23 protein-coding genes are annotated in these 26,773 nt (G+C 56.7%); 16 read left to right on the top strand and 7 right to left on the bottom strand.

Annotated features, from left to right (window positions below):
• Positions 1–739 (bottom strand): substrate-binding domain-containing protein (locus RT340_RS00520; RefSeq protein ID WP_313373419.1); only part of this gene is annotated, 739 nt, incomplete at its 3' end.
• Between the two features lie 503 nt (positions 740–1,242).
• Here RT340_RS00520 and RT340_RS00515 point away from each other — a divergent pair.
• From RT340_RS00515 to RT340_RS00475, 9 genes are all read left to right on the top strand, one after another.
• On the top strand, positions 1,243–2,637 hold the full coding sequence (locus tag RT340_RS00515; RefSeq protein WP_211729197.1) for an MFS transporter: 1,395 nt from the start codon (positions 1,243–1,245) through the stop codon (positions 2,635–2,637).
• Positions 2,618–3,577, top strand: coding sequence for a 2-hydroxyacid dehydrogenase (locus RT340_RS00510; protein WP_313373416.1), 960 nt, complete (start codon positions 2,618–2,620; stop codon positions 3,575–3,577). Before RT340_RS00515 ends, RT340_RS00510 begins: the two co-directional genes overlap by 20 nt.
• A gap of 180 nt (positions 3,578–3,757) precedes the next feature.
• The gene (locus RT340_RS00505) at positions 3,758–4,921 is read left to right on the top strand and encodes an HD-GYP domain-containing protein (protein ID WP_313373414.1); all 1,164 of its coding nucleotides are present in this window, start codon (positions 3,758–3,760) and stop codon (positions 4,919–4,921) included.
• A gap of 108 nt (positions 4,922–5,029) precedes the next feature.
• Positions 5,030–5,119, top strand: coding sequence for a K(+)-transporting ATPase subunit F (gene kdpF, locus RT340_RS00500; RefSeq protein ID WP_100701897.1), 90 nt, complete (start codon positions 5,030–5,032; stop codon positions 5,117–5,119).
• The gene (kdpA, locus tag RT340_RS00495; protein ID WP_313373409.1) at positions 5,119–6,798 is read left to right on the top strand and encodes a potassium-transporting ATPase subunit KdpA; all 1,680 of its coding nucleotides are present in this window, start codon (positions 5,119–5,121) and stop codon (positions 6,796–6,798) included. Before kdpF ends, kdpA begins: the two co-directional genes overlap by 1 nt.
• A 7-nt stretch (positions 6,799–6,805) precedes the next feature.
• Complete coding sequence (gene kdpB, locus RT340_RS00490; protein ID WP_313373407.1) at positions 6,806–8,854, top strand: potassium-transporting ATPase subunit KdpB; 2,049 nt, start codon at positions 6,806–6,808, stop codon at positions 8,852–8,854.
• A gap of 11 nt (positions 8,855–8,865) precedes the next feature.
• Entirely contained in the window at positions 8,866–9,438 is a 573-nt protein-coding gene (gene kdpC, locus RT340_RS00485) for a potassium-transporting ATPase subunit KdpC (protein WP_034819833.1), read from the top strand.
• 45 nt (positions 9,439–9,483) lie between these two features.
• Positions 9,484–12,159: a two-component system sensor histidine kinase KdpD gene (kdpD, locus tag RT340_RS00480; RefSeq protein ID WP_313373404.1), complete on the top strand. Its 2,676-nt coding sequence runs from the start codon at positions 9,484–9,486 to the stop codon at positions 12,157–12,159.
• A gap of 54 nt (positions 12,160–12,213) precedes the next feature.
• On the top strand, positions 12,214–12,711 hold the full coding sequence (locus RT340_RS00475; protein WP_034819827.1) for a TIGR00645 family protein: 498 nt from the start codon (positions 12,214–12,216) through the stop codon (positions 12,709–12,711).
• Between the two features lie 39 nt (positions 12,712–12,750).
• Here RT340_RS00475 and RT340_RS00470 read toward each other — a convergent pair whose 3' ends face one another.
• Positions 12,751–13,680, bottom strand: a complete 930-nt coding sequence (locus tag RT340_RS00470; RefSeq protein WP_313373402.1) for a LysR family transcriptional regulator — start codon at positions 13,678–13,680, stop codon at positions 12,751–12,753.
• Positions 13,681–13,772: 92 nt separating this feature from the next.
• Between RT340_RS00470 and RT340_RS00465 the strand changes: the two genes are divergently transcribed.
• The 4 genes from RT340_RS00465 (at position 13,773) to RT340_RS00450 (ending at position 18,002) form a co-directional block, all read left to right on the top strand.
• Positions 13,773–14,981 (top strand): MFS transporter, encoded by a 1,209-nt coding sequence (locus tag RT340_RS00465; RefSeq protein ID WP_097119416.1) that lies wholly within the window; start codon positions 13,773–13,775, stop codon positions 14,979–14,981.
• 53 nt (positions 14,982–15,034) lie between these two features.
• Positions 15,035–16,384 (top strand): cation:proton antiporter, encoded by a 1,350-nt coding sequence (locus tag RT340_RS00460; protein WP_313373399.1) that lies wholly within the window; start codon positions 15,035–15,037, stop codon positions 16,382–16,384.
• Between the two features lie 26 nt (positions 16,385–16,410).
• Entirely contained in the window at positions 16,411–16,758 is a 348-nt protein-coding gene (locus RT340_RS00455) for a hypothetical protein (RefSeq protein WP_313373397.1), read from the top strand.
• A gap of 398 nt (positions 16,759–17,156) precedes the next feature.
• Positions 17,157–18,002, top strand: coding sequence for an alpha/beta hydrolase (locus tag RT340_RS00450; protein WP_034819812.1), 846 nt, complete (start codon positions 17,157–17,159; stop codon positions 18,000–18,002).
• Between the two features lie 120 nt (positions 18,003–18,122).
• Here the strand turns inward: RT340_RS00450 and RT340_RS00445 are convergent, their stop codons facing one another.
• On the bottom strand, positions 18,123–19,040 hold the full coding sequence (locus RT340_RS00445) for a bestrophin family protein (protein WP_097119412.1): 918 nt from the start codon (positions 19,038–19,040) through the stop codon (positions 18,123–18,125).
• Between the two features lie 254 nt (positions 19,041–19,294).
• On the opposite strand from RT340_RS00445, the gene RT340_RS00440 reads away from it, so the two are divergent.
• Positions 19,295–19,936, top strand: coding sequence for a hydrolase (locus RT340_RS00440; RefSeq protein ID WP_034819796.1), 642 nt, complete (start codon positions 19,295–19,297; stop codon positions 19,934–19,936).
• 1 nt (position 19,937) lies between these two features.
• Here the strand turns inward: RT340_RS00440 and RT340_RS00435 are convergent, their stop codons facing one another.
• Positions 19,938–20,840, bottom strand: a complete 903-nt coding sequence (locus tag RT340_RS00435; RefSeq protein WP_313373394.1) for a LysR family transcriptional regulator — start codon at positions 20,838–20,840, stop codon at positions 19,938–19,940.
• Positions 20,841–20,935: 95 nt separating this feature from the next.
• Between RT340_RS00435 and RT340_RS00430 the strand changes: the two genes are divergently transcribed.
• Positions 20,936–21,757, top strand: a complete 822-nt coding sequence (locus RT340_RS00430; RefSeq protein ID WP_211729207.1) for an SDR family oxidoreductase — start codon at positions 20,936–20,938, stop codon at positions 21,755–21,757.
• Between the two features lie 134 nt (positions 21,758–21,891).
• Positions 21,892–22,908: an NAD(P)-dependent alcohol dehydrogenase gene (locus RT340_RS00425; protein WP_313373391.1), complete on the top strand. Its 1,017-nt coding sequence runs from the start codon at positions 21,892–21,894 to the stop codon at positions 22,906–22,908.
• Between the two features lie 44 nt (positions 22,909–22,952).
• Here RT340_RS00425 and RT340_RS00420 read toward each other — a convergent pair whose 3' ends face one another.
• The 3 genes from RT340_RS00420 to RT340_RS00410 form a co-directional block, all read right to left on the bottom strand.
• A complete protein-coding gene (locus RT340_RS00420; protein WP_167142119.1) occupies positions 22,953–23,732 on the bottom strand; it encodes an L-threonylcarbamoyladenylate synthase in 780 nt (259 codons plus the stop codon).
• Between the two features lie 259 nt (positions 23,733–23,991).
• Positions 23,992–24,924 carry a nucleoside recognition family protein gene (locus RT340_RS00415; protein ID WP_034819784.1) on the bottom strand — a complete coding sequence of 311 codons (933 nt, stop codon included), beginning with the start codon at positions 24,922–24,924 and terminating at the stop codon, positions 23,992–23,994.
• A gap of 230 nt (positions 24,925–25,154) precedes the next feature.
• A complete protein-coding gene (locus RT340_RS00410; protein ID WP_313373387.1) occupies positions 25,155–26,768 on the bottom strand; it encodes an FGGY-family carbohydrate kinase in 1,614 nt (537 codons plus the stop codon).
• Between the last annotated feature and the right edge of the window lie 5 nt (positions 26,769–26,773).

The raw sequence follows: 26,773 nt of genomic DNA, 5'->3' as shown, positions 1-26,773 counted from the left end.
TGGCTTTCAGGCCATCCGGCGTGGCATCAATACCGCCCACCAGAATTTTCTTGTTGCTCTTCGCCAGCGCCATCGCGGCACCGATTGCCATTTCATCGTTGTTAGCGGCAACGATATCAATCGCTTCGCCGTTGCCAATCCAGTTGAGCATCAAATCCATGCCTTCGTTACGTGCATAGTTCGCTGGCTGCTTCTGCACCACTTTCATGCCCGGATATTTCGCCACCACCTGCTCGACATCTTTGGTGCGTTGCAGTGCGCCTGCGTCGGTCAGATTGCCGATCATGATTGCCACATTGCCTTTGTAGTTGGCCATTTTCGCCAGCGCTTCCATTTGCAAGGTACCCGATTCGCGCTCGTCTGAACCGACAAACACCACGCCGGACGGCAGCGATTTGTCGCCTGGTGTGCGGTTTACATATACCAGCGGGATTTTCGCCTGCTGCGCCAGTTTGGTCAGCTGCGGTGTACTGGCGGAATCCACCGGATCGACGATGATGGCGTCGACGCCCGCCCCGATAAAGCTCTGCACCTGATCGGTCTGACGGCCAACGTCGCCGCGCGCATCTTCAAATTGCACATCGAGCCCGCGCGCTTTGGCCTCTTTATCAATCGACTGGCGAATAATGGTTAAAAAGTTCTGATCGAAATACGCCATTGATACGCCGATCTTTTCTGCCAACGCCGAGGCAGAGCTGGACAGCAGGCCAAGCAACAGTATCGCCTTGAGGGTTTTCATTGCGGACTCCAGGGTAAGCTTGTTATTAGAATGAATGTTTCAATGAGAGTGAAAATGGCTCAATGAAATCATTTTCAGACTACGAGGCGGTAAGGACCCTGACAATCAACATGTATGGATTTTGCAGCTAAGCGCACATTTTGCTCGCGGGTGCAGGATGCAGGCGGCCTCCTATGACGAGCCGGTGCATGATGCTTTGCGGCTTTTTACGGCGAGCCGATACATGATGCTTTGCAGGCTCATAGTGATGTTGCGAAGGTTTTTCTCAGAGCTGGCGCACATTCCGGTGCAAAAGCATCGGCTTCTTTAAGGTTCTGTGCAGCGCCGCACCCTGCTTTGTGGCAGATGCCAAAACCAGCGCAAAAAAGCCGCGCGGATTCCTCCATCCGCACAATGACCACTCCATATCTGGCTCTCTATAGTTGCTGAACAGTGAAATTTAAGCGGTATTCCTGAACATCATCGCTTCGGAGCAGGACGCTCCTTCATCAAGGGGTTCAGCCATGTTACTAAGCAAAAACCGCAATGAGAACAGTCATGTGCGTATCTGGATCCTCTGTCTGATCCTGTTTCTATCCGTGGTGGCCTATGCCGACCGTTCGATCTTGTCGATCTCCGGATCGGCGATCAAAGAGGAGTTCGGTTTATCAGCGATCCAGCTTGGGCTGATCCTCTCGGCATTCAGTTGGGCCTATGTGATCGGCCAGATCCCCGGCGGGATTTTCCTTGACCGCTTCGGTACGAAAAAAGTCTATGGCGTGACGCTGGCGCTGTGGTCGGTTTCGACCATTTTAATGGGTTTTATTGGCGAGTTTTCCAACGGCATGACCATGGCGCTGACGCTGATGTTTGCGCTGCGTTTTGCCCTCGGACTGATTGAAGCACCGAGTTTTCCGGCCAACGCGCGTGCGGTGATCATGTGGTTCCCCGGTGCCGAACGCGGTCGAGCTTCGTCGCTGTTTGCCTCGGCGCAGTACTTCGCCGTTGCCATCTTCTCGCCGCTGTCCGGCTGGCTGGTATCGCGCTTTGGCTGGGAGTGGCCATTCTTTGTGCTGGGCGGTATTGGCGTGCTGGCGGTGTTTGTGTGGGGTTGGTATATGCGCAGCCCGAAACAGCATCCGCATGTGTCAGCCGCAGAGCTGAAATACATTGAGGAGGGCGGTGCGCTGGTGGATATCGATTCAGCACAAACGCTCAAAGCACGTCCACCCTTGAGCAAAGCGATGTTTAAAACCTTGCTCAGCAATCGCATGCTGTGGTGCGCCTATCTCGGGCAATACTGCATCATTGCGCTCAGCTACTTCTTTATCACCTGGTTCCCGATTTACCTGGTGCAGGCACGCGGCATGAACATCATGGAAGCGGGCTTTGCCACCATCGCCCCGGCGCTGTTTGGCTTCCTGGGCGGCATCAGCGGCGGTTACATCTCTGACAAGTTGCTGGCTAACGGCTGGAGCCTGTCGTGGGCGCGTAAAACGCCGTATATCGTCGGCATGCTGATGGCCGCCTCGCTGATTCTGGCTGCGGTGATCCCGACCAATGCCGGCATTATCGCCATTATGTCGTTTGCCTTCTTCGGGAAAGGCGTGGCGGCGGGCGCGGGTACCTGGACGATTGTCAGTGATACCGCACCGAAAGAAGCAGTAGGTCTGGCGGGCGCGATCTTCAATGGCATCGGCAATATGGCCGGATTTATCACGCCACTGCTGTTCGGCATCATCGTCGGTCTGACCGGCAGCTACAGTATTGGATTGGTGTTCGTTGGCGCGCACTGCATCGTCGCGGCGCTGCTGTTCCTGCTGGTGATGGGCCCGATTGAACGCGTCGGTGACGAGCAGGATTCGTCTGCAACATCCTTCGAAAATCAGGGGAAACAAGATGGGATCAAAGCCGTTTAACGTATTGCTAAAAGGGCCGCTGTTGCCGCAGCGGCTGCAGGATAATCTGGATGCGCACTTCACCACTTCGCGCTTGTGGCAACAGGAGGATCAGGCGGCGTGGCTGGCAGAGCACGGTGCCAGTATTGATGCGCTGGTGACCAGCGGCAATGCGTTGATGGGAGCAAGTGCTGAGCTACTGGCGCAGTTGCCCAATCTGAAGGTGATTTGCAGTAACGGCGTGGGCTATGACGCGATAGACATTGCTGCCGCCGAAGCGCGTGGCATCGTGGTGACCAACACGCCAGGCGTTTTAAACAGCTGCGTGGCGGATACCGGCATGGCGCTGCTGCTGGATGTGGCGCGCCACATCAGCGCATCGGATCGTTATGTGCGCGCCGGTAACTGGCAAGCGAAAGGGCGCTATCCGTTGACCACCAAAGTAGGCGGTAAAGTGTGCGGGATTGTCGGGCTGGGCGGGATTGGTAAGGAGCTGGCCAAGCGCGCTCAGGCGTTTGATATGGATGTGCATTTTTACAACCCGCGTTCACGCCCGGATGTGCCTTACACGCGCCACGATTCGCTGTTATCACTGGCAAAGCAGGCGGATTTTTTGGTGCTGACCCTACCCGGCGGTGCCGCCACACATCATCTGGTGAATGCTGAAGTGTTACGTGCGCTGGGGCCAAAGGGCTTTTTAATCAACATTGCGCGCGGCAGTGTGGTGGATGAGCAGGCGTTGATTGCGGCGCTCGAAGCCGGTGAGATTGCGGGTGCCGGTCTGGATGTGTTCGAGCATGAACCGGCGGTGCCTGCTGCGTTACTGCAGCGTGATGATGTGGTGATCACCCCGCATCTCGCCAGCAGCACCCATGAAACCATGGCGTCGATGGCAGATTTGGTGTTTGAAAACCTGCTGGCGTTTTCGCAGGGCGAAGCGGTGTTAACGCGGGTGGTGTAGATTCTGTCGCTTGATAAATCGCGCCGTCACCAGTGCCATCAGGCAAACGTAGCGGTGCAAATTTATTGCGCCCATCCAAATCACTTCCCCTCTCACAGATCGCACAAATCACTCCTGAAGATTATTTGCTCAGCTGCCGATACCTCTCCTTACCATCCACTGATATTAAGGAGAGATATCGTGATAAAGCTGATTACCGTTGACGAATTGCGGCAAGGAATGTTCATCCACAAACTGGAGGTTTGGTGGCTCAAGGACAAACGCATTCGCAACCAAATGCTGATCACCGATAAACGCCAGATCGCGATGATCCGCAACAAAGGGATCCAGCAAATCTGGATCGATCTCGATAAGTCGGTGCAGGCACCTGCGAAGCCTGCGCCGAAGAAAGCCATTCCGCAAACCCCATTTTTCAAAGAGCTGGATCAGGCACAAACCATCTTCAATCAGGGTAAGCCACAGGTGCTGGCAATGTTCAACGAGGCGCGTATGGGTCAGGGGCTGGACCTCAACTATACGATGGACCTGGTGGACGACATTGCCGGATCGATTACCCGTGAACCCACTGCGCTGCTCAGCGTGGCGCGGCTGAAAAATCACGACGATTACACCTATCTGCACTCCATGGCAGTGTGCGGGTTGATGATCTCGCTGGGCAAAAAAATGGGGCTCGATGAGCACCAGCAGCGGCGCGTGGGCATGGGCGGTTTGCTGCATGATGTCGGCAAAGCGGCGGTGCCGCTGGAGATCCTGAATAAACCCGGTAAGCTCACTGAAGAAGAGTTTACCGTGATGCGCCAGCATCCCATTGTCGGTGCGCAGATGCTCATGGAAGCCGATGCGGGAGAAGATTTGCTGGATATTGCGCTACACCATCATGAAAAAATGGATGGTAGTGGTTATCCGCACGGTCTTAAAGGCGAGGAAATCTCGCTGTTTTCTCGTATGGCCGCAGTATGCGATGTCTATGATGCGGTGACCTCTAATCGTCCCTACCGTAAGGGCTGGACCCCCGCCGAAGCGATGCACAATATGCTGAGCTGGCGCGGTCACTTCGACAATACGCTGCTGCACGCCTTCGTGCGCACCATCGGCATTTATCCGGTGGGATCGCTGGTGCGACTGGCTTCCGGGCGCGTGGCGCTGGTGGTGCAGGCCGGTGAAAAATCGCTGTTAAAACCCAAAGTGCATGTGTTCTGGTCTTTACACGCGCAACGTGAAGTGAAGCCGGAAGAGCTGGATCTCGGTGATTCATTCTGCACCGACAGCATTACCGGAGCCGAAGACAGTGGCCTGTGGCAGAACATCGACCTCAATCGCATCTGGGCACTGGAAACCGCCTAATTCGACAGCATTTTTATACTTTCTTTACGCCGGATTCCCGCCTTTTTACCCCTTCTTTATGCCGCGCCGCGCATGCTTGCAGCACTACCAAATCCTCTGGAGGTTGCTGTGAGCGTGGGCGTGATTGCCGGCATCGTGCTGGTGTTTATCTTGTTGGGCTACCTGATTTATGCCCTGCTTAATGCGGAGGCATTCTGATGGCTGCGAATGCGTTTTTACTGATTGCGGTCTATCTGCTGGTGCTAATGGTGCTGGCACAACCGCTGGGGCGTTTTCTTGCGGTGTTAGTGGCCGACAAGCCGCTGCTGCCGCGTACCGAGCGGGCGCTGTGGCGGCTGGCCGGTGTGGAGAGTGGCGCGATGCGCCGGCCGCACTATATGCAGGCGATCCTGCTGTTCAACGCGCTGGGGTTCTTATTATTGCTGGCGATTTTGATGTCGCAGGGGTCGCTGCCGCTCAACCCGCAACACCTGCCTAATCTAAGCTGGGACCTGGCACTCAACACCGCCGTCAGCTTTGTCACCAACACCAACTGGCAGGCTTATGCGGGCGAAAGCACGGTGAGCTATTTTAGCCAGATGGCGGGCCTCACGGTGCAAAACTTCCTGTCGGCGGCGACCGGTATTGCAGTGGCTTTTGCGCTGATCCGTGGTTTTGCCAATCGCTCACTGGATACGCTGGGCAACGCCTGGCGCGACCTGACACGCATCACGGTGTATGTGCTGCTGCCGATCAGCCTGCTGATAGCGCTGTTCTTTGTTTATCAGGGCAGCATCCAGACGTTTGAGCCTTATCACGCACTCACCACGCTGGAAGGGGCGAAGCAAACGCTGCCACTCGGTCCGGTGGCTTCGCAGGAAGCGATCAAAATGCTCGGCACCAACGGCGGCGGCTTCTTTAACGTTAACTCAGCCCATCCGTTTGAAAACCCGACCGCGCTGACCAACTTCGTGCAGATGCTGAGTATCTTTCTGATCCCGGCGGCGCTGTGCTTCACCTTCGGTCAGCATCTGGGCGACCGCCGTCAGGGCCACATGCTGCTGTGGGCGATGACCATCATGTTTGTGCTGGCGGTGGTTACCGTGATGTGGGCAGAGCTGCGCGGTAATCCGCACTTCCTGGCACTCGGTGCAGACAGCGCCATCAACATGGAAGGCAAAGAGACGCGCTTTGGCATCCTCAACTCCAGCCTGTTTGCGGTGATCACCACCGCAGCCTCGTGCGGTGCGGTGAATGCCATGCATGACTCCTTTACTGCACTGGGCGGCATGGTGCCGATGTGGCTGATGCAGCTGGGTGAAGTGGTGTTCGGCGGCGTCGGTGCTGGGTTGTACGGCATGCTGCTGTTCGTGCTGCTCGGGGTATTTATCGCCGGTCTGATGATTGGTCGCACGCCGGAATACATGGGTAAAAAAATCGACGTGTGGGAGATGAAAATGACCGCACTGGCGATTCTGGTGACGCCTACCCTGGTGCTGCTCGGCACTGCACTGGCAATGATGACGGATGCAGGGCGCGCCGGTATGGCGAATCCAGGCATCCACGGCTTCAGCGAAGTGCTGTATGCCGTTTCGTCTGCATCTAACAACAACGGCAGTGCTTTTGCCGGTTTGAGCGCCAACACCCCGTTCTGGAACCTGTTGCTGGCCTTCTGCATGTTGGTGGGACGCTTCGGCATCATCATTCCGGTGATGGCGATCGCTGGCTCACTGGCGGCGAAGAAAATCCAGCCGGTGGGCAACGGTACGTTACCGACCCACGGTCCACTGTTTATCGCGCTGCTGATTGGCACCGTATTGCTGGTGGGGGCACTGACCTTTATCCCCGCGCTGGCTCTCGGCCCGGTGGCGGAACATCTGCAATTAATTCAGGGATAACGGAATCATGAGTCGTCAACAACTGGCGCTGTTTGATGCAGCGCTGACGAAAACCGCGGTGCTGGATGCGGTGAAGAAACTCGATCCGCGCGTGCAGTTTCGCAACCCGGTAATGTTCCTGGTGTGGCTCGGCAGCGTGCTGACCTCGCTGCTGGCCATCGGCATGCTGACAGGCCATCGGAGCGGTAACGCCGGGTTCACCGCCGGTGTCGCCATCTGGCTGTGGTTCACGGTACTGTTTGCCAACTTCGCTGAAGCGCTGGCGGAAGGGCGTAGTAAGGCGCAGGCCAACAGCCTGAAAGGCATCAGCAAAACCAGTGATGCGAAAAAGCTGGCTGAGCCACGTCATGGCGCGCAGTGGCAGCCGGTAGCGGCAGACACCTTGCGTAAAGGCGACATGGTGCTGGTGGAAGCGGGTGACATCATCCCGTGTGACGGCGAAGTGCTGGAAGGCGGCGCGTCAGTGGATGAGAGTGCGATTACCGGCGAATCGGCTCCGGTGATCCGTGAATCCGGTGGCGATTTTTCGTCGGTAACGGGCGGTACGCGCATTCTGTCCGACTGGCTGGTGATCCAGTGCAGCGTCAATCCGGGCGAAACCTTCCTTGATCGCATGATTGCCATGGTCGAAGGTGCCAAACGTCGCAAAACGCCGAACGAGATCGCGCTGACCATTCTGCTGGTGTCGCTGACCATCGTGTTCCTGCTGGCGACGGCCACCCTGTGGCCGTTCTCGGCCTACGGCGGCACGCCGGTGAGCGTGACGGTACTGGTGGCATTGCTGGTGTGTCTGATTCCGACCACTATCGGCGGCTTGCTGTCGGCGATTGGCGTGGCGGGGATGAGCCGCATGCTCGGTGCTAACGTCATCGCCACCAGCGGTCGTGCGGTGGAAGCAGCGGGCGACGTCGATGTGCTGATGCTGGATAAAACCGGCACCATCACGCTGGGTAACCGCCAGGCGACGCAGTTTATGCCTGCACCTGGCGTCACCGAGCAGCAGTTAGCGGACGCCGCGCAGCTGGCCTCGCTGGCGGATGAAACCCCGGAAGGGCGCAGCATCGTGGTGCTGGCGAAGCAAAAATTTAACCTGCGCGAACGCGATCTCAGCAGCATGGGCGCGAGTTTTATTCCGTTCTCGGCACAGACGCGCATGAGCGGCGTCAACGTGCAGGATCGTCTGATTCGTAAAGGGGCCGTTGACGCGGTTCGCCGCCATATCGAAGCCAACAATGGCCGTTTCCCGGCAGAAGTGAACGCCAGCGTCGAAGAAGTGGCGCGCGCGGGTGGCACACCACTGGTGGTGGCCGAAGGCGCACAGGTGCTGGGCGTGGTGGCGCTAAAAGATATCGTCAAAGGCGGCATCAAAGAACGTTTTGCCGAGCTGCGCAAAATGGGCATTAAGACGGTGATGATTACCGGCGATAACCCGCTGACGGCGGCGGCCATCGCGGCAGAAGCGGGCGTGGATGATTTCCTCTCGGAAGCCACACCAGAAGCCAAGCTGGCACTGATTCGTCAGTATCAGGCGGAAGGGCGTTTAGTGGCGATGACCGGCGACGGCACCAACGACGCCCCCGCACTGGCACAGGCGGACGTGGCAGTGGCGATGAACTCGGGCACGCAGGCGGCGAAAGAGGCTGGGAACATGGTCGATCTCGACTCCAACCCAACCAAACTGCTGGAAGTGGTGCACATCGGTAAACAGATGCTGATGACACGCGGTTCACTGACCACCTTCAGTATCGCCAATGATGTGGCGAAGTACTTTGCCATTATCCCGGCGGCGTTTGCGGCCACCTATCCGCAGCTCAATATGCTCAACGTGATGCATCTGCACTCACCGAACTCAGCGATTCTGTCGGCGGTCATTTTCAACGCGCTGGTGATTGTGTTCCTGATTCCGCTGGCGCTAAAAGGGGTGGGCTACCGTCCGATGAGTGCTGCCGCGCTGCTGCGTCGCAACCTGTGGATTTACGGTGTCGGCGGATTAGTGGTGCCGTTTATTGGCATTAAAGCCATCGACCTGCTGCTGACGCTGTTTGGCCTGGTTTAAGGAGAAGAGAAATGAGTCAGTTACGTCCGGCTATTGTATTGTTAATACTGCTGACGCTGTTAACCGGCGCGGTCTATCCGCTGCTGACCACCGGCTTAGCGCAGTGGTGGTTTCCGTCACAGGCCAACGGTTCGTTGATTGAGCAGGATGGCGCGGAGCGCGGTTCCGATTTGATTGGTCAGGTATTTACGCAGCCCGGCCATTTCTGGGGCCGTCCATCGGCAACCGGCGATGCGCCCTATAACGCATTGGCTTCCAGCGGCAGCAACCTGGCGGCGAGCAATCCGGCACTGGATAAAGCGGTGGCCGAGCGCGTGGCTGCCCTGCGCACCGCCAATCCACAGGCTCCAACTGCGGTACCGGTTGAGCTGGTGACCGCATCGGCGAGTGGGCTCGATCCGGATATTTCGCCGGAAGCGGCACTGTGGCAGGCACCGCGTGTGGCGGCAGCGCGCAATATGGCGCTGAAGGATGTGGAAGCGCTGATTGCCCGTAATACTGAGCGTCCGCTGCTGCCGTTTATCGGTGAAGAGACGGTGAACGTGTTGCGGCTGAATATGGCGCTGGATGCGCTGCAGGGATAATTGATTGATAGCGCGATTTATCGCGCTTTTCTCGACGGATAACTGATGAACGATGAAATCACCCGCCCCGATCCCGATGCGCTGTTGCTGAATCACAGCGACAGCCATCGCGGTAAGCTGAAAATCTACTTTGGCGCCTGCGCGGGCGTGGGGAAAACCTTCGCCATGCTGCAGGAGGCGCAGCGTTTACGTGCGCAAGGCCTCGATGTGCTGGCGGGCGTGGTGGAAACCCATGGACGTGAAGAAACCGCTGCGCTGCTCAATGGCCTGGCGGTATTGCCGCGTCGCGCCACCGGACGTTCGCGGCACGCGGAATTCGATTTGGATGCGGCACTGGCGCGTCATCCGGCGGTGATTCTGATGGACGAACTGGCGCACACCAACGTACAGGGTTCGCGTCATCCCAAGCGCTGGCAGGACATCGAAGAGCTACTGGAAGCGGGCATCGACGTGATCACCACCGTCAACGTGCAACATCTGGAAAGCCTCAACGATGTGGTTGGTGGTGTGACCGGCATTCAGGTACGCGAAACCGTACCCGATCCGTTTTTCGATAGCGCCGATGAGGTAGTGCTGGTGGATCTGCCGCCGGACGATCTGCGTCAGCGGCTGAAAGAGGGCAAAGTCTACGTCGGCGATCGCGCCGAGCGCGCGATTGAAAACTTCTTCCGCAAAGGCAACCTGTTTGCCCTGCGCGAACTGGCACTGCGCCGCACCGCAGACCGCGTGGACGACCAGATGCGTGCCTGGCGCGACCAGCAAGGCCGCGACAAAGTCTGGCACACACGTGACGCCATTTTATTGTGCATCGGCGATGACACCGGCAGTGAAAAACTGGTGCGCACCGCCGCGCGTTTAGCCGCGCGTCTCGGCAGCGAGTGGCACGCAGTATACGTAGAAACGCCGCGTCTGAATCGCCTGCCGGAAGCACGTCGTCGTGCCATTTTACGCACGCTGCAACTGGCCCAAGAGCTGGGTGCGGAAACCGCCACCCTGTCCGATCCCGATGAAGCCCGCGCCGTGCTGCGTTACGCGCGCGAGCATAATCTCGGCAAAATCGTCACCGGTCGTCAGCCGCAACGGCGCTGGCGGCGCGACAGTTTTGCCCAGCGTTTGGGCCAGCTTGGCCCAGACCTCGATTTGCTGGTGGTGGCACTGGACGAACCGGTGCGCGACGCGCCGCATCCGATGGGCGGTAAACAGGCCAACAGTGATAAGTGGCGGCTGCATCTGCGCGGCTGCCTTATGGCGATTGCGCTGTGTATTCTGGTGACGATCGTAGGTCGCTGGCTACTGGTGGAGTTCGATCCGGCCAACGGCGTGATGATTTATCTGTTAGCCGTGGTGTTAGTCGCGCTGCGCTTTGGCCGCTGGCCCTCGGTGTTTGCCACGGTGATCAACATCCTGGCTTTTGACCTGTTTTTTGTCGCCCCGACCGGCACCGTGGCGGTATCGGATTTGCAGTATCTGGTGACCTTCGCGGTGATGCTGGCGGTAGGGGTGATCGTCGGGAACCTGACAGCAGGCGTGCGCTATCAGGCTAAAGTCGCGCGCTATCGTGAACAGCGTGCGCGGCATTTGTATGAGATGGCAAAATCGCTCGGCAGCGCGCTCACGCCGCAGGATATCGCCGCCACCAGCCAGCGCGTGATTGATGTCACCTTGCAGGCACGCAGCCAGCTGCTGCTGCCGGATGAGCAGGGCGAGTTACAGGCGGTGGGTGAGAGCAGTATTGGTACGCCGCCCGATCTCGGCATCGCCAAATGGAGCTTTAGCAAAGCACAGCCCGCCGGTGCAGGCACCGATACCTTGCCAGCGGTGCCGTATCAAATTCTGCCGTTGAAAAGCGGGAATCACTGCCGTGGACTGTTGGTGGTAGAGCCGGAAAATCTGCGCCAACTGATGATCCCGGAACAGCAGCGTTTAGTTGAAACTTTTACGGTGCTGATCGCCAACGCGCTGGAGCGCATGGCGCTGTCACAGAGTGAAGCGGCGTCTCGTTTGGCGGCAGAGCGTGAGCAACTGCGTAATGCCCTGCTATCGGCACTTTCACACGACCTGCGAACCCCGCTGACGGTGCTGTTCGGTCAGGCGGAAATGCTGATGCTGGATTTGGCCGGCGATAACTCAAAATATGTCGGCCAGGCGAACCAGATTCGGGAACAGACGTTAAGCACCATTCGGCTGGTGAGCAATATGCTGGATATGGCACGTATTCAGTCTGGTGGACTCAACCTGCGCGAGGAGTGGGTGGCGCTGGATGAAGTGATTGGCGGGGCGCTGAGCAGTATGGGCCCCTCATTGAAAGGACACGATTTTGCACTCGATTTGCCGCCGGAACTGGTGCTGATCAAAGGCGATAGCGCGATGCTGGAGCGGGTGTTCACCAACCTGATCGAGAACAGCCTCAAATATGCCGGCAACGCCGCGCAGCACGGCATTCGCGCCTGGCGTGACAAAGAGCGGCTGGAGATTGCCGTCTGGGACAACGGCCCAGGGATCGCCGAAGAGAATATGACGCGCATTTTCGACAAATTTGCGCGCGGCGATAAGGAGTCGGCGGTGCCGGGTGTCGGGCTCGGTCTGGCGATCAGTAAAACCATTATTGAATCCCATCGCGGGCGTATTTGGGCGGAAAACCGACCGGAAGGGGGCGCAGAGTTTCGCTTGTCACTGCCGCTGCCAGCGGCCCCTGAAATTTCTGAAGAAGCGCTGAAATAACTTCACACAAGTTCGGTTATAATCGACCACTTGTCTGTTGATTAATGGGAAATTATGGAACGTTTTATCGAGAACCTGATGTATTCATCGCGCTGGTTGCTGGCTCCGGTTTACATTGGACTTTCGCTGGGGCTGCTGGCGCTGACCGTTAAATTTTTCCAGGAAATTTTTCACCTGTTGCCCAACATACTCAGCATTGCTGAGAACGATCTGATTCTGCTGCTGCTGTCGCTGGTGGACATGACGCTGGTCGGCGGATTGCTGGTGATGGTGATGCTCTCTGGCTATGAGAACTTTGTTTCTAAGCTGGATATTGATGAGAACAAAGAGAAGCTGAGCTGGTTGGGCAAGATGGATTCCGGCTCGCTGAAGAACAAAGTCGCGGCTTCGATTGTAGCGATTTCATCGATCCACCTGCTGCGCATCTTTATGGACGCGCGCAATGTCGATGACAGCAAGCTGATGTGGTACGTGATTATCCACCTGACCTTTGTGCTGTCGGCCTTCGTGATGGGCTGGCTGGATAATATGTCGAAGGTCGAGAAGAAGTAATTTGGTGTGCCAGGTGCGCCATTATGGCGCCCTGGCCCCTCACCGCACCGGCTGTGTGCCCGCCAGTTTCGGCATCACCTCTCTGATCATCGCAAAAAACTGCCGCATACGAGCGGGATAATAGCTGGCCCACGGATAGGTCAGCCACACCGGCAGCGGCGGCGCTTGCCACTCGGGCACCAGCTGAATCAAATCCCCTTTTGCTAAGTCCTCCTGTACTACCCACGACGACACAATCGCCGCACCCATGCCCGCCAGCGCGGCTTTGCGGATGGCGTATAAGCTGTCGCTGGCGAGGCGAGGCGCAATCGGCAGATTCATCGGCTGCCCATCACTTAAGCGCTGTAGTGCAAGCTCATTGCGGTAAAAGCTGGTCAGTGCCAGCCAGGGTAATTCGGTGAGCTGGCTGACATCCTCAATCGGCACATGCTGTGCCAGCAGTGAAGGTGCGGCGACCACAAAGCGCGGCACTTCAGCCAGCAGAATCGCCACCAGCGAGGGATCGTTTACTACACCCACCTGAATCGCACAGTCGACGTTTTCACTGATAAAGTCCGGCGTGCGATCATTGAGCATCCACTCCACCGTCAAGCGCGGGTAGCGCTGCAGGTAATCCACCAGCGGATCGATCAACTGGTCTTGTCCAAATGCATGGGGTGCACGCACGCGCAGTGTGCCAATCGGGTCGTCACTGGAACCTGTTAGTTCATCCTCTAGCGCGTGCCAGGTCGCCAGCAACTGCCGCGCCTGCGCATAGCAACGTTCGCCGTCATCGGTGAGTTTTAGTGCATGGGTGGTGCGCAGAATCAGCTTCAGTCCTAACCGCTGTTCCAGTGCCTGCAACCGGCGGCTGATGGTGGGTTGTGTCGTGCCCAACTGCGCAGCGGCGGCTGACAGCGATCCACTTTCGACAATACGTATAAAGGTCTGCATCAGTTCAATGCGGTCAATACTGGTTGGATTGCTCATACGCACCGTGCATAACAGTTCTGTGTTTAATGAGTCTACCGCGTATGGCCGTGACGCGCTTTAATAAGCGCACTTTCACGGGGGAATTCACTATGTCAGCCATTTCGCAATCTACTGCATTGCCAGCTGAAAAACTGCCAGCGCCGCTGGTGTTTACGCTCGCCGCAGGAGCCGGGCTTAGCGTGGCATCGATTTACTACAGCCAGCCGATGCTGGATATCATCAGCAAACAATTTAACGTTGGAATTGGTAGCGTCGGCATGGTGCCGATGCTGACGCAAGCGGGATACGCGCTGGGTATTCTGCTGCTGGCACCGCTCGGTGACCGTCACGATCGCCGCACCATTATTCTGATTAAAGGCCTGATGCTGGTCGCCGCGCTGCTGTTGTGTGGCTTCTCGGGCGGCATCAACGCGTTACTGATCGCCAGCTTTGTCACCGGCTTAACCGCCACCGTGGCGCAGGACATCGTGCCAGCTTCGGCGGCGTTAGCGCCGGAGCGCAGTCGCGGTAAAACTGTTGGCACGGTGATGACCGGCTTGCTGGTCGGTATTCTGCTGTCACGCGTGGTGAGCGGCGTGGTGGCGGAATATCTGGGCTGGCGCACCATGTACATGGTGGCGGCGGTGGCCGTGCTGTTGATTAGCCTCGCACTGTGGCGTGTGTTGCCGCGCTTTAAACCGGGCACCTCTGTCAGCTATCCACGTCTGCTGCTGTCGCTGGCGCACCTGTGGCAACATCATCAGACGCTACGTCGTGCCGCACTGGCACAGGGCTTGCTGTCGGTGGGTTTCAGTGCCTTCTGGTCAACGCTGGCGCTGATGCTGAGTGAGCGCTTTCATTTTGAAAGTGCAGTAGCAGGGGCGTTTGGTCTGGCGGGTGCGGCTGGGGCCCTGGCGGCACCGCTGGCGGGAAGCGTGGCGGATCGCATCGGCCCTGCCCGTGTCACCCAGTATGGTGCCACGCTGGTGATGGTGTCATTTGCGCTGATGTTCCTGCTGCCACTGTTACCGGTTCCGGCTCAGATTGGCCTGATCATCATCAGCACCATTGGCTTCGATTTGGGCGTGCAGGCCACACTGGTAGCGCATCAGACGCTGGTCTACAGCCTGGCACCAGAAGCGCGTAGCCGACTGAATGCGTTGATGTTTACCGTGGTGTTTATTGGCATGGCGACCGGTGCGGCACTTGGAAGCCTGGCGCTGGCGCACTTTGGCTGGACCGGCGTGGTGGCGCTCTCCACACTTGCCGCTGCGCTTGCGTTGCTGATTCGTCTGGCGAGTCGTCACCTGAAAAACTGATCGTCAATCCTGTGCCAGGCTTAAGGGAGAATGTTATTTAAAAACGGAGCGTTATGAACTTCCTGGCCTGGACTGCCGCTACCGGTGGTCTGTTACTTCTCATGTCACTGGCTTCCGGTTGGATTCACCGTGGGCCAGTGACCGCATTTGGACTTTACCTGTTCGCGGGTATTCTCTGCGGCCCATGGCTGCTCAATCTGCTGCAACTCGATATTCTCGGGCACGCCGAACTCGCCGCCCATCTCACCGAAATCGCCATGGCAGCCTCGCTGTTTATCACAGGCCTTAAATTACGCGTGCCACTCACGGCCCATGCCTGGCGCCTGGGGGTGCGGCTGGCGTTTCCTGCCATGCTTCTCACCGTAGGCGGCATGACGCTGCTGGTGCAGTGGATGACCGGTTTTGACTGGGCGCTGTCGCTGGCATTTGGCGCCATTGTGGCACCGACCGATCCGGTGCTGGCCAGCCTGATTTCCGTTAACGATGCGCGCGATGATGACGCATTACGCGTGGCGCTTTCCAGCGAAGCGGGCATGAACGATGGATCGGCGCTGCCGCTGTTGATGCTGGCGCTGCTCATGATGCAGTCCGATACGCTGAGTATCAGCCATTTGAGTGAATGGGCGTTGAGAGATGGGCTGTGGGCCATCGGCGGCGGGGTAGCCATTGGCTATCTGCTCGGTCGCTTGATTGGCCAACTGGCGACCCAGTTGCGCAGCGCGCATCAGGATATTGCACCCAATGATTTTCTCGCGCTGGCACTCATCGCGCTTAGTTATGCGGCGGCGCAAGCGGTAGATGCATCCGGCTTCCTCGCCACCTTTGCGGCGGGTGTTGGGCTACGTCGCGCTGAGCTGCGTGTGGTAAAGCACTATCCGCAAGACGAGTTGTCAGAAGAGGAGCAATACTTGCCCGCTGAGGCGCGCGTCAATCCCAATCAACGACTGGCGCACGGTGGCAGCGGTATGGTCAAATCAATGGGGTTGGTAGTCGGCGATGCGTTGTCGTTTGGCGATACCATCGAACGCCTGCTGGCTGCCGGCCTGATGGTAGTACTGGGTATCACGCTGGCGCATCACTGGAATCTAACTGGCATTGGCCTCGCGCTGCTGCTGTTTGTGGTCGTGCGTCCGCTGGCGGTATGGATCACCACCTGGCGCTGTGAGATACCGCTCATGCGCCGTTTGCTCATTGGCTGGCTGGGGATTCGCGGCATCGGCAGTATCAATTACATTGCTTACGCCTGGGTGCACGGCATGCGTGGCCCACAAGCAGAGCAAATGGTGGATATGGCGTTGACGTTAGTGGTGTGCAGCATCGTACTGCACGGCATCACGGTGACGCCGTTATTAAACTGGCGTGCCGCCCGTCAGGCGGCACGTGCGCAACATAATCAAAAGTGATTTTCTGGAAATTACTGGAGTCTGTTATGAAAGCCATATTAATCGCCCTCGTTGGGCTCTCGCTTTCCGCCCCTCTCTTCGCCGCTGACGGTGATAACACCAGCGAAGAGAATGTGTATGCCAGCCAGCTGTGCCATCTGGTAAGCAGCGAAAAAAAGACCAGCGATCTGGATACCTATACCGCGAAGATGAAGTCTCAGCTGGCTGCCAGCCAGTCTTCTTCGGCGATGGATAAGACTGAATTCAATGAAGAAACGGCGCAGGAAGTGATCAGCGCCTGGATGGAACTGGGCGAGGATGAACGCACGCAGCTGCGCCATAATCAGCAGCAGTGCGAGCAAACAGTTATGACCCAATTCCAGCAACAGGATTAAATCCCCGTCATACTTCGAACTGTAGCGGCGTTGGCTGCGTTTGTTCGCCCCGGTCACTTACTGAAGTAAGCTCCCGGGGACTCACGCACTTGCCGCCTTGCTACAGCTCGAATTATTTAGGGGATTTCAGCGTCTAACCAATTACGTGATCTCGAGTGTTCTCTTTCATTTAGCGGAAAAATTTGGCGGATTCACTATAAAATAAGCGCCTTTATAGGCGCTTTTTCTATGGATCTTTTGTACAAAATGCGTACATAATCGCCAGCGTTGAAAGTTGACACGTATCACATAACGAGACGCAGCCCACAAGGCTGACATGTTTATTTCAATACTGGCTACTGGGCATGAAACTTACACGGCGTCACTTATTGTTGGCAACCGGGGCAACCGTCCTCTCAATGACCACAGGCAAACTGTTTGCCCGTGATGACATCATCCCATTGTGGCCAGACGATCCGCCAGGCGGCGGTGGGCCGTCTGGGCTGTTGAAAGTCAGTATGAACGGCTCCTGGACCAACATCGTTTCTCCGGCGATTCAACGATTTCGCCCCGAGAATCCCAACGGTGAAGCGGTGATCGTGGCGGCTGGCGGCGGCTATCGTTTTATCGGCATGGGACGTGAAGCCTGGCCGGTGGCGCGCTGGTTAAATGCCAACGGTTACACCGTGTACGTACTGAGTTACCGCTTGCCGGGAGAAAAGTGGCAGGCGGGCAATCTCGCGCCGCTGCAGGATGCGCAGCGCGCCATTCGTCTGGTACGTTCTATGGAGAGTAAAGTGCATCTGCTCGGCTTCTCCGCTGGCGGACATCTGCTTGGCATGGCTGCCGCACGTCCTGATTTCGAAACCTATCCGGCGCAGGACCCGCTCGATCAAATCCGACCTACGGCCGATAGCGTTGGCCTGATCTATCCGGTCATCACCCTTGAAGCGCCATATCAGAACACCAAGACGCACCTGATGATGGTAGGCGATCACGCGACACCCACTCAGGAAGCGAACTGGTCAGTGCAGAATTATGTCACCCGACAATATCCACCGACGTTCCTGGCGCAGGCGGAAGATGATCACACCTCCAATCCCCATAACACTGAAATGATGCGCGATGCCTGCCGTCGGATGCAGGTTCCAGTGGAGTTGATTGAACTCAGCAGCGGTGGGCATGGCTTTGGTCTGGGGAAAGCGGGTACGCCTGCTGCGCTCTGGGATCAGGCGTATGTGCGCTGGCTGGATCTGCACAGTTAATCGGGCAAAAAAACGTATTATCCGAAGAGACGGACCACAAAAGTGTTAGCTATGTGGTCGGTCTGATCTGTTAGCCATATGCCCGGCTGTGTTGTTATGCGCGCCAGGCAAATGGACGCATTACGTCAGATTAAAATGCTCATCCGGCTGGCGCGGTTCCGGCAACGGGAAATCATTGTTCATCGCCTTCAAATTACGTTCGATATTCACGCACAGCGCATCCAGTGGCAGATGGTTGGGCGCAGTGCCGAACGGATCTTCCAGCTCTTCCGCCAGTGACTCCAGCGACAGGAAGGTGTACGAGATAAACACCGACACCAACGGCGTCATCAGATGCAAATCCGCCACCAGCGCAAACGGTAGCAGGGTACAGAACAGGTACACGGTGCGATGCAGAATCAGGCTGTAGGCAAACGGAATCGGCGTGCTGGCAAGGCGATCGCAGCCGCCCAGATAAGCCGACAGATGATTGAGATTGTCATCGATACTCTGCCAGACAATATCCGACACCAGACCCTCATCGCGCCGCTGCGCCAGCCATTCGCCCATGCATAACAAGGTCTGTGAGGTCGGCATCGGATGGCTCAATACGGCACTGTGCCACTTCTCCGGCAGCAAGCGCGCCAGATCGGCCTGCGCATCGGTTTTACGCAGCCGATGTTTCATTGCCCAGCTAAATGCCAGCTGCAGCCCTACAAACTCCTGCACTTGCGCTTCACTGATGCCGCGAATGCATTTTATCTGGCGCAGCAGTGAGCGTTGCGTGATGTGCATATTGCCCCACAGCGTGCGCGCTTCAATAAAACGCGCATAGCTGGCGTTATTGCGGAAGCCAAGAAAGATGGCAATCGACACGCCAATCAAGCTGAACGGTGCAGTCGTGAGGTGAATGCCGAAAGTGGAGTACCACGGATAGCCGATAATGGCGATCACCGACATCAGCAGGTTGAGCGACAGGCGAAACACAATGCTAACCAGCACCGAGCCGTGCCAGTCAAACAACCTGATGAACCAGTGTTGACGAGGACGTACGATCATTTTGCGATGGTGTTTTTTTATGATTTTGTTGGCACAGGTTACGCCTGCTGATACACCGGAAGCAATGTGAAAAACAGCGCATTTGAGGCTGAAATTGCTGTGTTGAGTGTTAATTTATCTTTTTAAATCAGTCTTCTAAAAACAGTTTGAATAAGTTGTAAAATTCTTTGCGTTATCTCTTAGCGGCCCCTTTCTCTAAAGTTCATTCCAGCAGCACAACACACAAATTTAAAAACACTTTAGAGGAATACATCATGTCTAAACTCGACCTGCTCGACCCACAGAACTCAACTCTGATCTTTATCGACCACCAGCCGCAGATGGCTTTCGGCGTCGCCAATATTGATCGCCAGCAGCTCAAAAATAACACCGTCGCTTTGGCAAAAGCGGGCAAAGTTTTCGACGTGCCGGTGATTTATACCTCTGTAGAAACCGAAAGTTTTAGCGGCTATATTTGGCCAGAACTGCTGGCGGTGCACCCGGAATCGAAGCCGATTGAGCGTACTTCGATGAACTCATGGGAAGATGCCAAATTCGTTGAAGCGGTGAAGAAAACCGGCCGTAAGAAATTGATTATTTCAGCGCTTTGGACGGAAGTTTGTCTGACTTTCCCGGCCCTGATGGCCTTGAAAGAGGGCTTTGAAGTGTATGTGGTGACCGATACTTCAGGCGGCACCAGCGTCGATGCCCACGAACGTTCCATTCAGCGCATGGTGCAGGCCGGTGCCGTGCCGGTGACCTGGCAGCAAGTGCTGTTGGAATACCAGCGCGACTGGTCACGCAAAGAAACCTACGATGCGGTGATGGATCTGGTGCGTGAGCACAGCGGCGCATACGGCATGGGCGTGGATTACGCTTACACCATGGTGCACAAAGCGCCACAGCGTCAGGCTTGAATTACGACTGGCGCGGCAGGCTGTTTTTCAGAGCATCGATAAACAGCCGCAGCGCCATCGACTGATGCTGGTTGGGCGGGAACCACAAGGCCAGACCTGCCGACTGCACCCGCCAGTCGGCGAGCAGTTCCACTAACTGGCCGGATTGCAGCGCCGCTTCGGCGTAAAGCGACGGTACATAAGCAATGCCCAATCCGCTGATGGCCGCGCGGGTCATCAGCGCGTTATTATCTAAGGTGATCGTGCCCGGTACATCCAGTTCATAGCGTTTCCCCGCATTCTCATACTCCCAGCGATAGCGTTTCCCGCTCGGCAGACGATGGCGAATGCACTGCTGCTGCAACAAATCCTGCGGCTGCTTGATGGGGGCGTGTGCGGCGAGATAGGCCGGTGAAGCCACGGTGATAAAATTCAGCGGGCCGCCCAGCGCAATCGCCACCATATCCTGCGGCACATCTTCAATCAGCCGAATGCCGGCATCAAACCCGGCGGCTGTGATATCCACCAGTTCACCCTGCGCGGCAAAATCGAGCTGAATGTTCGGGTAATCAGCGCAAAATCCCGGCACCACTTTTTCCAGCAGGATGCTAATAGCCGCATCGCTGGCACTGATGCGTAAGGTGCCTGCGTGCTGCTGGCGGCGGGCGCTGACATCGTGTAGCACTTCATCCATTTTATTCAGTAGTGGAGCGAGGCGATCGATTAACTGTTGCCCGGCATCAGTGAGCGATACGCTGCGGGTCGTGCGCTGAAAAAGCTGTACCCCCAGATTCTGTTCCAGCGCTTTCACCAGATGGCTGAGTGAAGAGCGCTTCAGGCCGAGCATCTCAGCGGCACGGCGGAAGCTGCGCTGCTCGCCCAACGTTTTGATGGCCTGAAGTTCATGCCAGGAAGGTCTTCTCATTGGTGGTATTTACTCACCAGGTCATGCGCGATTAGGGAGATTATGACCACCAGTAAAGCGATCTATCATCGGGTTTTCAACCGGAGGACGACAAAATGAAAACCTGGTTAATTACCGGTGCCAGCAGTGGGCTGGGCCGTTTGATGAGTGAAGATTTACTGGCACGTGGCGATCGCGTGCTGGCCTGCGTACGTCGCACTGAGGCAATGGCGGATCTGCAAGCGCGATACGGTGGGCAGTTACAGGTCATGATGCTGGATTTGGCGAACACCGCCAGCATTGCGCCAGCCATCGCGCAGGCATTTGCCAACGTTGAGCGCGTCGATGTGGTGGTCAGCAATGCCGCCTATGGTCTGTTTGGCGCGGCGGAAGAGCTGAGCGATACGCAGATTGATCGTCAGATCGCCACCAACCTCACCGGCTCAATCCAGCTAATTCGCGCCGTGATTCCGCTGCTGCGCCAGCAGGGCGGCGGGCGCATCGCGCAGGTTTCCTCGGAAGGCGGGCAGGTGGCTTATCCCAACTTCAGCCTGTATCACGCCAGCAAGTGGGGCATCGAAGGATTTGTTGAAGCGGTACGCCAGGAAGTTGCCAGCTTTGGCATCGATTTCCTGCTGGTGGAGCCGGGTCCAACCGCCACTCACTTTGGTGCCGGGCTGGATATTGCTGAGGCGCAGGATGTTTATCGGGACACCGCCTCCGGTGAAGTGCGCCGCGCGATTATGTCTGGCGAGTTCGCGATCAAAGGCGATGCCGCGAAATCTGTCACCGCGATGATCGCCACGCTGGATCAACCCGCCATGCCGCTGCGTCTGGCACTGGGCAGCACGGCGTATGACAATATCGAAGCCGCGCTGGAACGACGCCTGGCAGAGCTGCGTTTGCAGAAAGAGATAGCCTATCGTGCGGATGTGTAAAAGCTTTTCGCATAACCGCACGGAGTAACAGGCAGGGAAGCGGCATCGCTGCCAAACTTAGCGCACAAAAGAAGGCATGCACGTTTCGCAGCGGCATGCTTTGTATTGAGCGTTTTGCTAAGGAGAAAGTGGTTATGAAAGCGATGATCCTGAAACAACCCGGCGGTTTAGAGCACTTGCAGCTGGCGGATCTGCCCGATCCCGGTAAACCGGGCGCCGGAGAGATCCGCGTGGCGAGCCATGCCACCTCACTTAACTTCCACGATTTGCTGGTGGCTAACGGATCGATCCCCACCGAGCAAGATCGCATTATGATGGCGGACGGTGCGGGCGTGGTCGAAGAGGTCGGTGCAGGCGTCACCGACTTTAATCCCGGCGACCATGTGGTGTCCTGTTTCTTCCCACAGTGGCAGGATGGGCTACCGTTTGCTCAGGTCGGCAATTTCACCCAGACACCCGGCGATGGAAAAGACGGCTTTGCCGCCGAAGTGGTGGTGCGTCCTGCGCATCACTTTACCCTCGCACCGCGCGGCTGGCGGCATGCCGAAGCCGCGACGATTACCACATCTGGCCTGACGGCATGGCGCGCACTGGTAGGCGATGCGCAGATTAAATCGGGCGATACCATCGTCACGTTGGGCACCGGCGGCGTGTCGATTACTGCGCTGCAAATTGCCAAAGCGATGGGCGCACGAGTGATTGTCACATCTTCATCGGATGAGAAGCTGGCCAGAGCCAAAGAGCTGGGGGCCGATGCGGGCATCAACTATCGCACCACGCCGGAGTGGGGCAAAGCGGTTCAGCAGCTGACTGAGGGCAAAGGCGCGGATGTGGTGATTGAACTGGGCGGGCCGGGCACCATGGCACAGTCGATTGAAGCGGTGCGCGTGGGCGGTCATATCGCGTTAATTGGTGTGCTGACCGGGTTCGAAGGCGTGATACCCACCTCGCTATTGATGGCAAAGCAGGCGCGTATTCAGGGGTTGATTGTCGGCCATCGTCGTCAGCAGCAGGATTTCGTGCGCGCGTTAGAGCAAACGGGTATTCGCCCGGTGATCAGTGACAGTTACGGTGCGCTGAACGATCTGCCTGCGGCCTTCCAGCATCAGCAGTCGGCGGGACACTTCGGCAAAATCACCGTGGAGTGGTAACGCGAATTAGCCTGTTTCCCAAACCAGGAAACAGGCTAGTGACATCAGTAGTAATCGCCGTGACGGTAATCCCAGGACGGGAAGATGTCCGACAGCAACGCCATGATTTTATCGACATCAAGGCCTTTGCGAATCAATACCGGGCACGGGGTGATTTTACGCTCGCCGTTTTGCTGTGGAATCAGACGACCTTCGCTATCGACCATCGACACCATTACGCCTTGTTCGTAGCGCACTTTATTTTCGTCGTTAGGCTGAATGGATTTCACGTAGTCATTGGCTTCAATAATTAAATCAGCACGCGCTTCAATACGTTCGCCAATACCCTCAACCAGACCACGGTTTCCCTGACCCGATGGGTTGGCGGAACTGGCGAAGGAGAATTTCCCGTGCTCTTCCCACAGCGCTTTCGCAATATTTTCACCGGGGCGGCCAAATTTAATCACGAAGCAACTGGTCTGGCGGCCATCCATCATCAGCTCTTTTGAACCGTCAGCCGGAATACGCGCCAACGCATCTTCGCGCCACGGTAAAATACAGCCCAGCAAAATATCCTGATCCCAATGCTGCTGATAAAGCTGGTCAATTTCCGGCGTCAGTTGAGCCAGTGAACGCAGTTGTTCCAGCGAGCCACATAGTACCACGCCTGGCTTGTTGCGCTTGCGCTGCTTGGCTTCAAACTTACGCTCTAACCCGGCTTTATCGGAGGTCATGATGATGTAACCGACTTTCGTTGGGCTCACAATCATGCCGCCGTCCTGGGACAAAATCTCGATGGCTTCAGGTTGTAACCCGCCATTCCACGTTATTTGCTTACCGCTCATGGATCTACCCTATCTGCGTATCAATAGATGACGTACAGGAATATTACCTGCAATGTAATTAAGGAATTAATTAACCGGATAATTCATCGGGATTAATGGGTTTGTGCAAAACCATGCTGGTGATAATAGTACGATAATTAAAGGTGATGCAACTGATGAAAATAACGATGAAAGGAATAGGGTTAATTTAAAATAACACGCGGGAATTGTAGTGTTATTTAAACAAGGCGCTGAATAAGTCTTTCAGCGCCAGGGTTAATTAAAATATCAGAGCGTGTGCCACACCGCGCAGTGCAATGCCGAGGATGATGCCCGGCACGGCGAAACGGAACAGACGCGGGAAACGACTCGACAGGCCAAGGAAGATACCAATCCCCGGTAAATCAAAGGTCTGAATAAACCAACCCGCCGAGGCGTTGATGTTGTGCGCACTGTATAAACCTTTTTCGACCAGCCCGGCTACCACGCCGTAGTAGGCGGTGCCGCCTGCCAGGCATTTGGTCAGTGCAGGCAGAATATACACTTCAGAGATGTTGAATCTGTCCAGCAGCGGAGAAACCAGCCGGGTAAGCATCTCAATCCCGCCGGACTCTTTCAAAATCCCCACCACCGACAGTGAGAGAATCAGCATCGGCAGCGATCCCAGCGCCAGACGAATCGCGTCCGCACCCGCGCTGTTGATGATGGCGATCAGTCCCATTTTGCTTTCATTATTCGCAACGGCTTCATCTTCATTGAGCAGCGCTGCATCCGAGAGCTTGCGCCCAAAGAAATGATAAGTGGTGGCTGCCGCCAGCACCCCGCCGCAGATGGAGATGAGTATCGCGGCACTCCAGTTGAGCCCGGCAGGAATCAGCGGATAAAAAGCGTTGGCTTGCCCCATGGCAAACAGCATCGCCAGCGTGGCCGCCATATGGCGATCGGAAGTGCCACGTTTTTCCATAATCGCTAATGCCGCTAACGGCGCGGCGAAACTGACAAAGTTCAGCTGGATCAGCGCAAATAATGCCAGTCCGGTAATACCTAAAGGTTTTAATAACGGTGTGGAATGACGTACCACAAAATCCAGCACGCCTTTCACTTCCAGATATTTCATGATGAATAACATCACCACCATGATAGGAATAAGCGTGTACAACGCGACATCCACCGAGGCTTTGCCTGCAGACATAATGATGCTGATGATATTCATGCGGTTGCCTGAACCTCGAACCACGGCTTAATACCGGTAAACATGTTGCTCCCCTTGCCTTAAAAAACGCATAAAAATGCCAGCGCGAAGGGCGCTAGCTAAGGGATAAATAGTATCCCGGTGGTGTAAACTTGAGTAGTGAAGAAATTAAATTTTATCTTGCAGGAAATGGCAGGGCAAAATAACCGTGCGCCGACGTTTGTGCGGCGCACGGAAATATTATTCGACGTTTATTCGCTTATCTGACGAATATTACGCGCGGTGCTCTGCAATAATTTAAATGCATCATAACGGTGCTGATGCAGTGGCGAAACCGACGGCTCAGGATGCCAGCGCTTTTCATCGGTGGTCATGTTGGCCATCGCCGAGGTGACGTCGGAATATACGCCACTGGCGGCAGCGGCAAGAATCGCTGAACCCAGTAATACCGGCTCAGGGCAGTGGGTGGATTGCACAGGAAGCTGGCAGCTGTCCGCCAGCAACTGGCGTACCAGCGAGTGTTGCCCGGCACCGCCGCTGATGACAATCGACCGCGTGACGATACCCTTGCTGGTTTGCGCCTCAATGATTTGGCGCAGGCCGTAGCCGAGGCTGCACAAGCCGGCGATATACAGTGCGATCAGGCTGGCTTCGTCATTGTCCATACCCAGACCGCAAATCACCGCTCGCGCGTAAGGGTCGCCAAAAGGTGCACGATTACCCGCAAATTCCGGCACGATATGCAGACCTTCGACTAAATCCACCGTTGCTGATTCACTGCGAGATTGCTGCAAAGCCTGTTCCGCAAGGTACACCGGCAGTGAAAGGCCAGCGGCATCGGCAGCCTGCTGTGCCCTTGCAGCCGCTGGATGCATCTCCAGCAGGCGGTCGATGGCGGCGCCTGCCGCGCTTTGTCCGCCTTCACTCAACCATAAACCCGGCACCATCGCCGAGTAATACGGACCCCACACACCTGGCACAAACGCGGCTTCACGCGTCGGCGTCATGGTGCAGGACGAGGTGCCAAACACATAGGCGAGTTTATCCTCCGGGCTGCCATCTGCGCCCAGCGTACCGACGCCGCCTGCATGGGCATCGATTAACCCGGCGGCCACGGGCGTGCCAGCAGATAAGCCAAAGTCGGCGGCGGCCTGCGCGGTTAAACCTGTGCCGCACGGTGTGCCTGGCTCGACGATCTGCTGTCCGATACGCGCAAACTTCTCCTCGGCAAACTCCGGCAGGCCAATGGCACTGAAGTAGTCGGCATCCCAGCGCTGCTCATGCGCAAGATAGTTCCATTTACAGGTGACGGTGCAGGATGAGCGCGCCGTATCGCCTGTCGCGCGCCAGCTGAGGTAATCGGTGAGATCGAAAAAGTGTGCGGCGTTCTGGAATGTCTGCGGGTTGTGGGTTTTCAGCCACAGCAGCTTTGGCATCTCCATCTCCGGTGAGATGCGTCCGCCCACATAGTCGAGCACCGGATGTTTCGTCGCGTTAATGGCATCGGCCTGCTGCGTGGCGCGGTGATCCATCCACACAATAATATTGCGTTCCGCCTCTCCGTTTGGGCTGACGGGCAACGGTTGCCCCTGTTCATTGATCACCACCAGCGAGCAGGTGGCATCGAAGCCAATGCCAGCCACCGCAGCGGGATCGATAGCGGCAGTGGCCACTGCCTCGCGCACGCAGTGACTGACCGCCTGCCAAATCTCATTGGCGGATTGCTCAACCACATGACCGTGGGCACGGAAGGTGGTGATGGACTGTTTTGCATGGCCTAACAGATTTCCCGCGCGGTCAAACACGCCCGCGCGAGCGCTGGCTGAACCAACATCGACACCAATCAGATATTTTTCGTTACTCATGCTGC

The organism is Pantoea sp. CTOTU50773, assembly GCF_032082325.1.
Lineage (GTDB): Bacteria > Pseudomonadota > Gammaproteobacteria > Enterobacterales > Enterobacteriaceae > Pantoea > Pantoea communis.
Note: the sequence above shows the minus strand (reverse complement) of the source record. Positions and strands in the feature narration are given on the sequence as shown.

Excerpts from the sequence above, each read along its gene's own strand:
- RT340_RS00430 (WP_211729207.1), top strand. The coding sequence starts at position 20,936 with ATGAAAACCTGGTTAATTACCGGTGCCAGCAGTGGGCTGGGCCGTTTG.
- RT340_RS00510 (WP_313373416.1), top strand. The coding sequence starts at position 2,618 with ATGGGATCAAAGCCGTTTAACGTATTGCTAAAAGGGCCGCTGTTGCCG.
- RT340_RS00425 (WP_313373391.1), top strand. The coding sequence starts at position 21,892 with ATGAAAGCGATGATCCTGAAACAACCCGGCGGTTTAGAGCACTTGCAG.
- RT340_RS00475 (WP_034819827.1), top strand. The coding sequence starts at position 12,214 with ATGGAACGTTTTATCGAGAACCTGATGTATTCATCGCGCTGGTTGCTG.
- RT340_RS00455 (WP_313373397.1), top strand. The coding sequence starts at position 16,411 with ATGAAAGCCATATTAATCGCCCTCGTTGGGCTCTCGCTTTCCGCCCCT.
- kdpD (WP_313373404.1), top strand. The coding sequence starts at position 9,484 with ATGAACGATGAAATCACCCGCCCCGATCCCGATGCGCTGTTGCTGAAT.
- RT340_RS00470 (WP_313373402.1), bottom strand. The coding sequence starts at position 13,680 with ATGAGCAATCCAACCAGTATTGACCGCATTGAACTGATGCAGACCTTT.
- RT340_RS00460 (WP_313373399.1), top strand. The coding sequence starts at position 15,035 with ATGAACTTCCTGGCCTGGACTGCCGCTACCGGTGGTCTGTTACTTCTC.
- RT340_RS00420 (WP_167142119.1), bottom strand. The coding sequence starts at position 23,732 with ATGAGCGGTAAGCAAATAACGTGGAATGGCGGGTTACAACCTGAAGCC.
- RT340_RS00445 (WP_097119412.1), bottom strand. The coding sequence starts at position 19,040 with ATGATCGTACGTCCTCGTCAACACTGGTTCATCAGGTTGTTTGACTGG.
- RT340_RS00415 (WP_034819784.1), bottom strand. The coding sequence starts at position 24,924 with ATGAATATCATCAGCATCATTATGTCTGCAGGCAAAGCCTCGGTGGAT.
- RT340_RS00440 (WP_034819796.1), top strand. The coding sequence starts at position 19,295 with ATGTCTAAACTCGACCTGCTCGACCCACAGAACTCAACTCTGATCTTT.
- RT340_RS00515 (WP_211729197.1), top strand. The coding sequence starts at position 1,243 with ATGTTACTAAGCAAAAACCGCAATGAGAACAGTCATGTGCGTATCTGG.
- RT340_RS00435 (WP_313373394.1), bottom strand. The coding sequence starts at position 20,840 with ATGAGAAGACCTTCCTGGCATGAACTTCAGGCCATCAAAACGTTGGGC.
- kdpC (WP_034819833.1), top strand. The coding sequence starts at position 8,866 with ATGAGTCAGTTACGTCCGGCTATTGTATTGTTAATACTGCTGACGCTG.
- RT340_RS00410 (WP_313373387.1), bottom strand. The coding sequence starts at position 26,768 with ATGAGTAACGAAAAATATCTGATTGGTGTCGATGTTGGTTCAGCCAGC.
- RT340_RS00450 (WP_034819812.1), top strand. The coding sequence starts at position 17,157 with ATGACCACAGGCAAACTGTTTGCCCGTGATGACATCATCCCATTGTGG.
- kdpA (WP_313373409.1), top strand. The coding sequence starts at position 5,119 with ATGGCTGCGAATGCGTTTTTACTGATTGCGGTCTATCTGCTGGTGCTA.
- RT340_RS00465 (WP_097119416.1), top strand. The coding sequence starts at position 13,773 with ATGTCAGCCATTTCGCAATCTACTGCATTGCCAGCTGAAAAACTGCCA.
- kdpB (WP_313373407.1), top strand. The coding sequence starts at position 6,806 with ATGAGTCGTCAACAACTGGCGCTGTTTGATGCAGCGCTGACGAAAACC.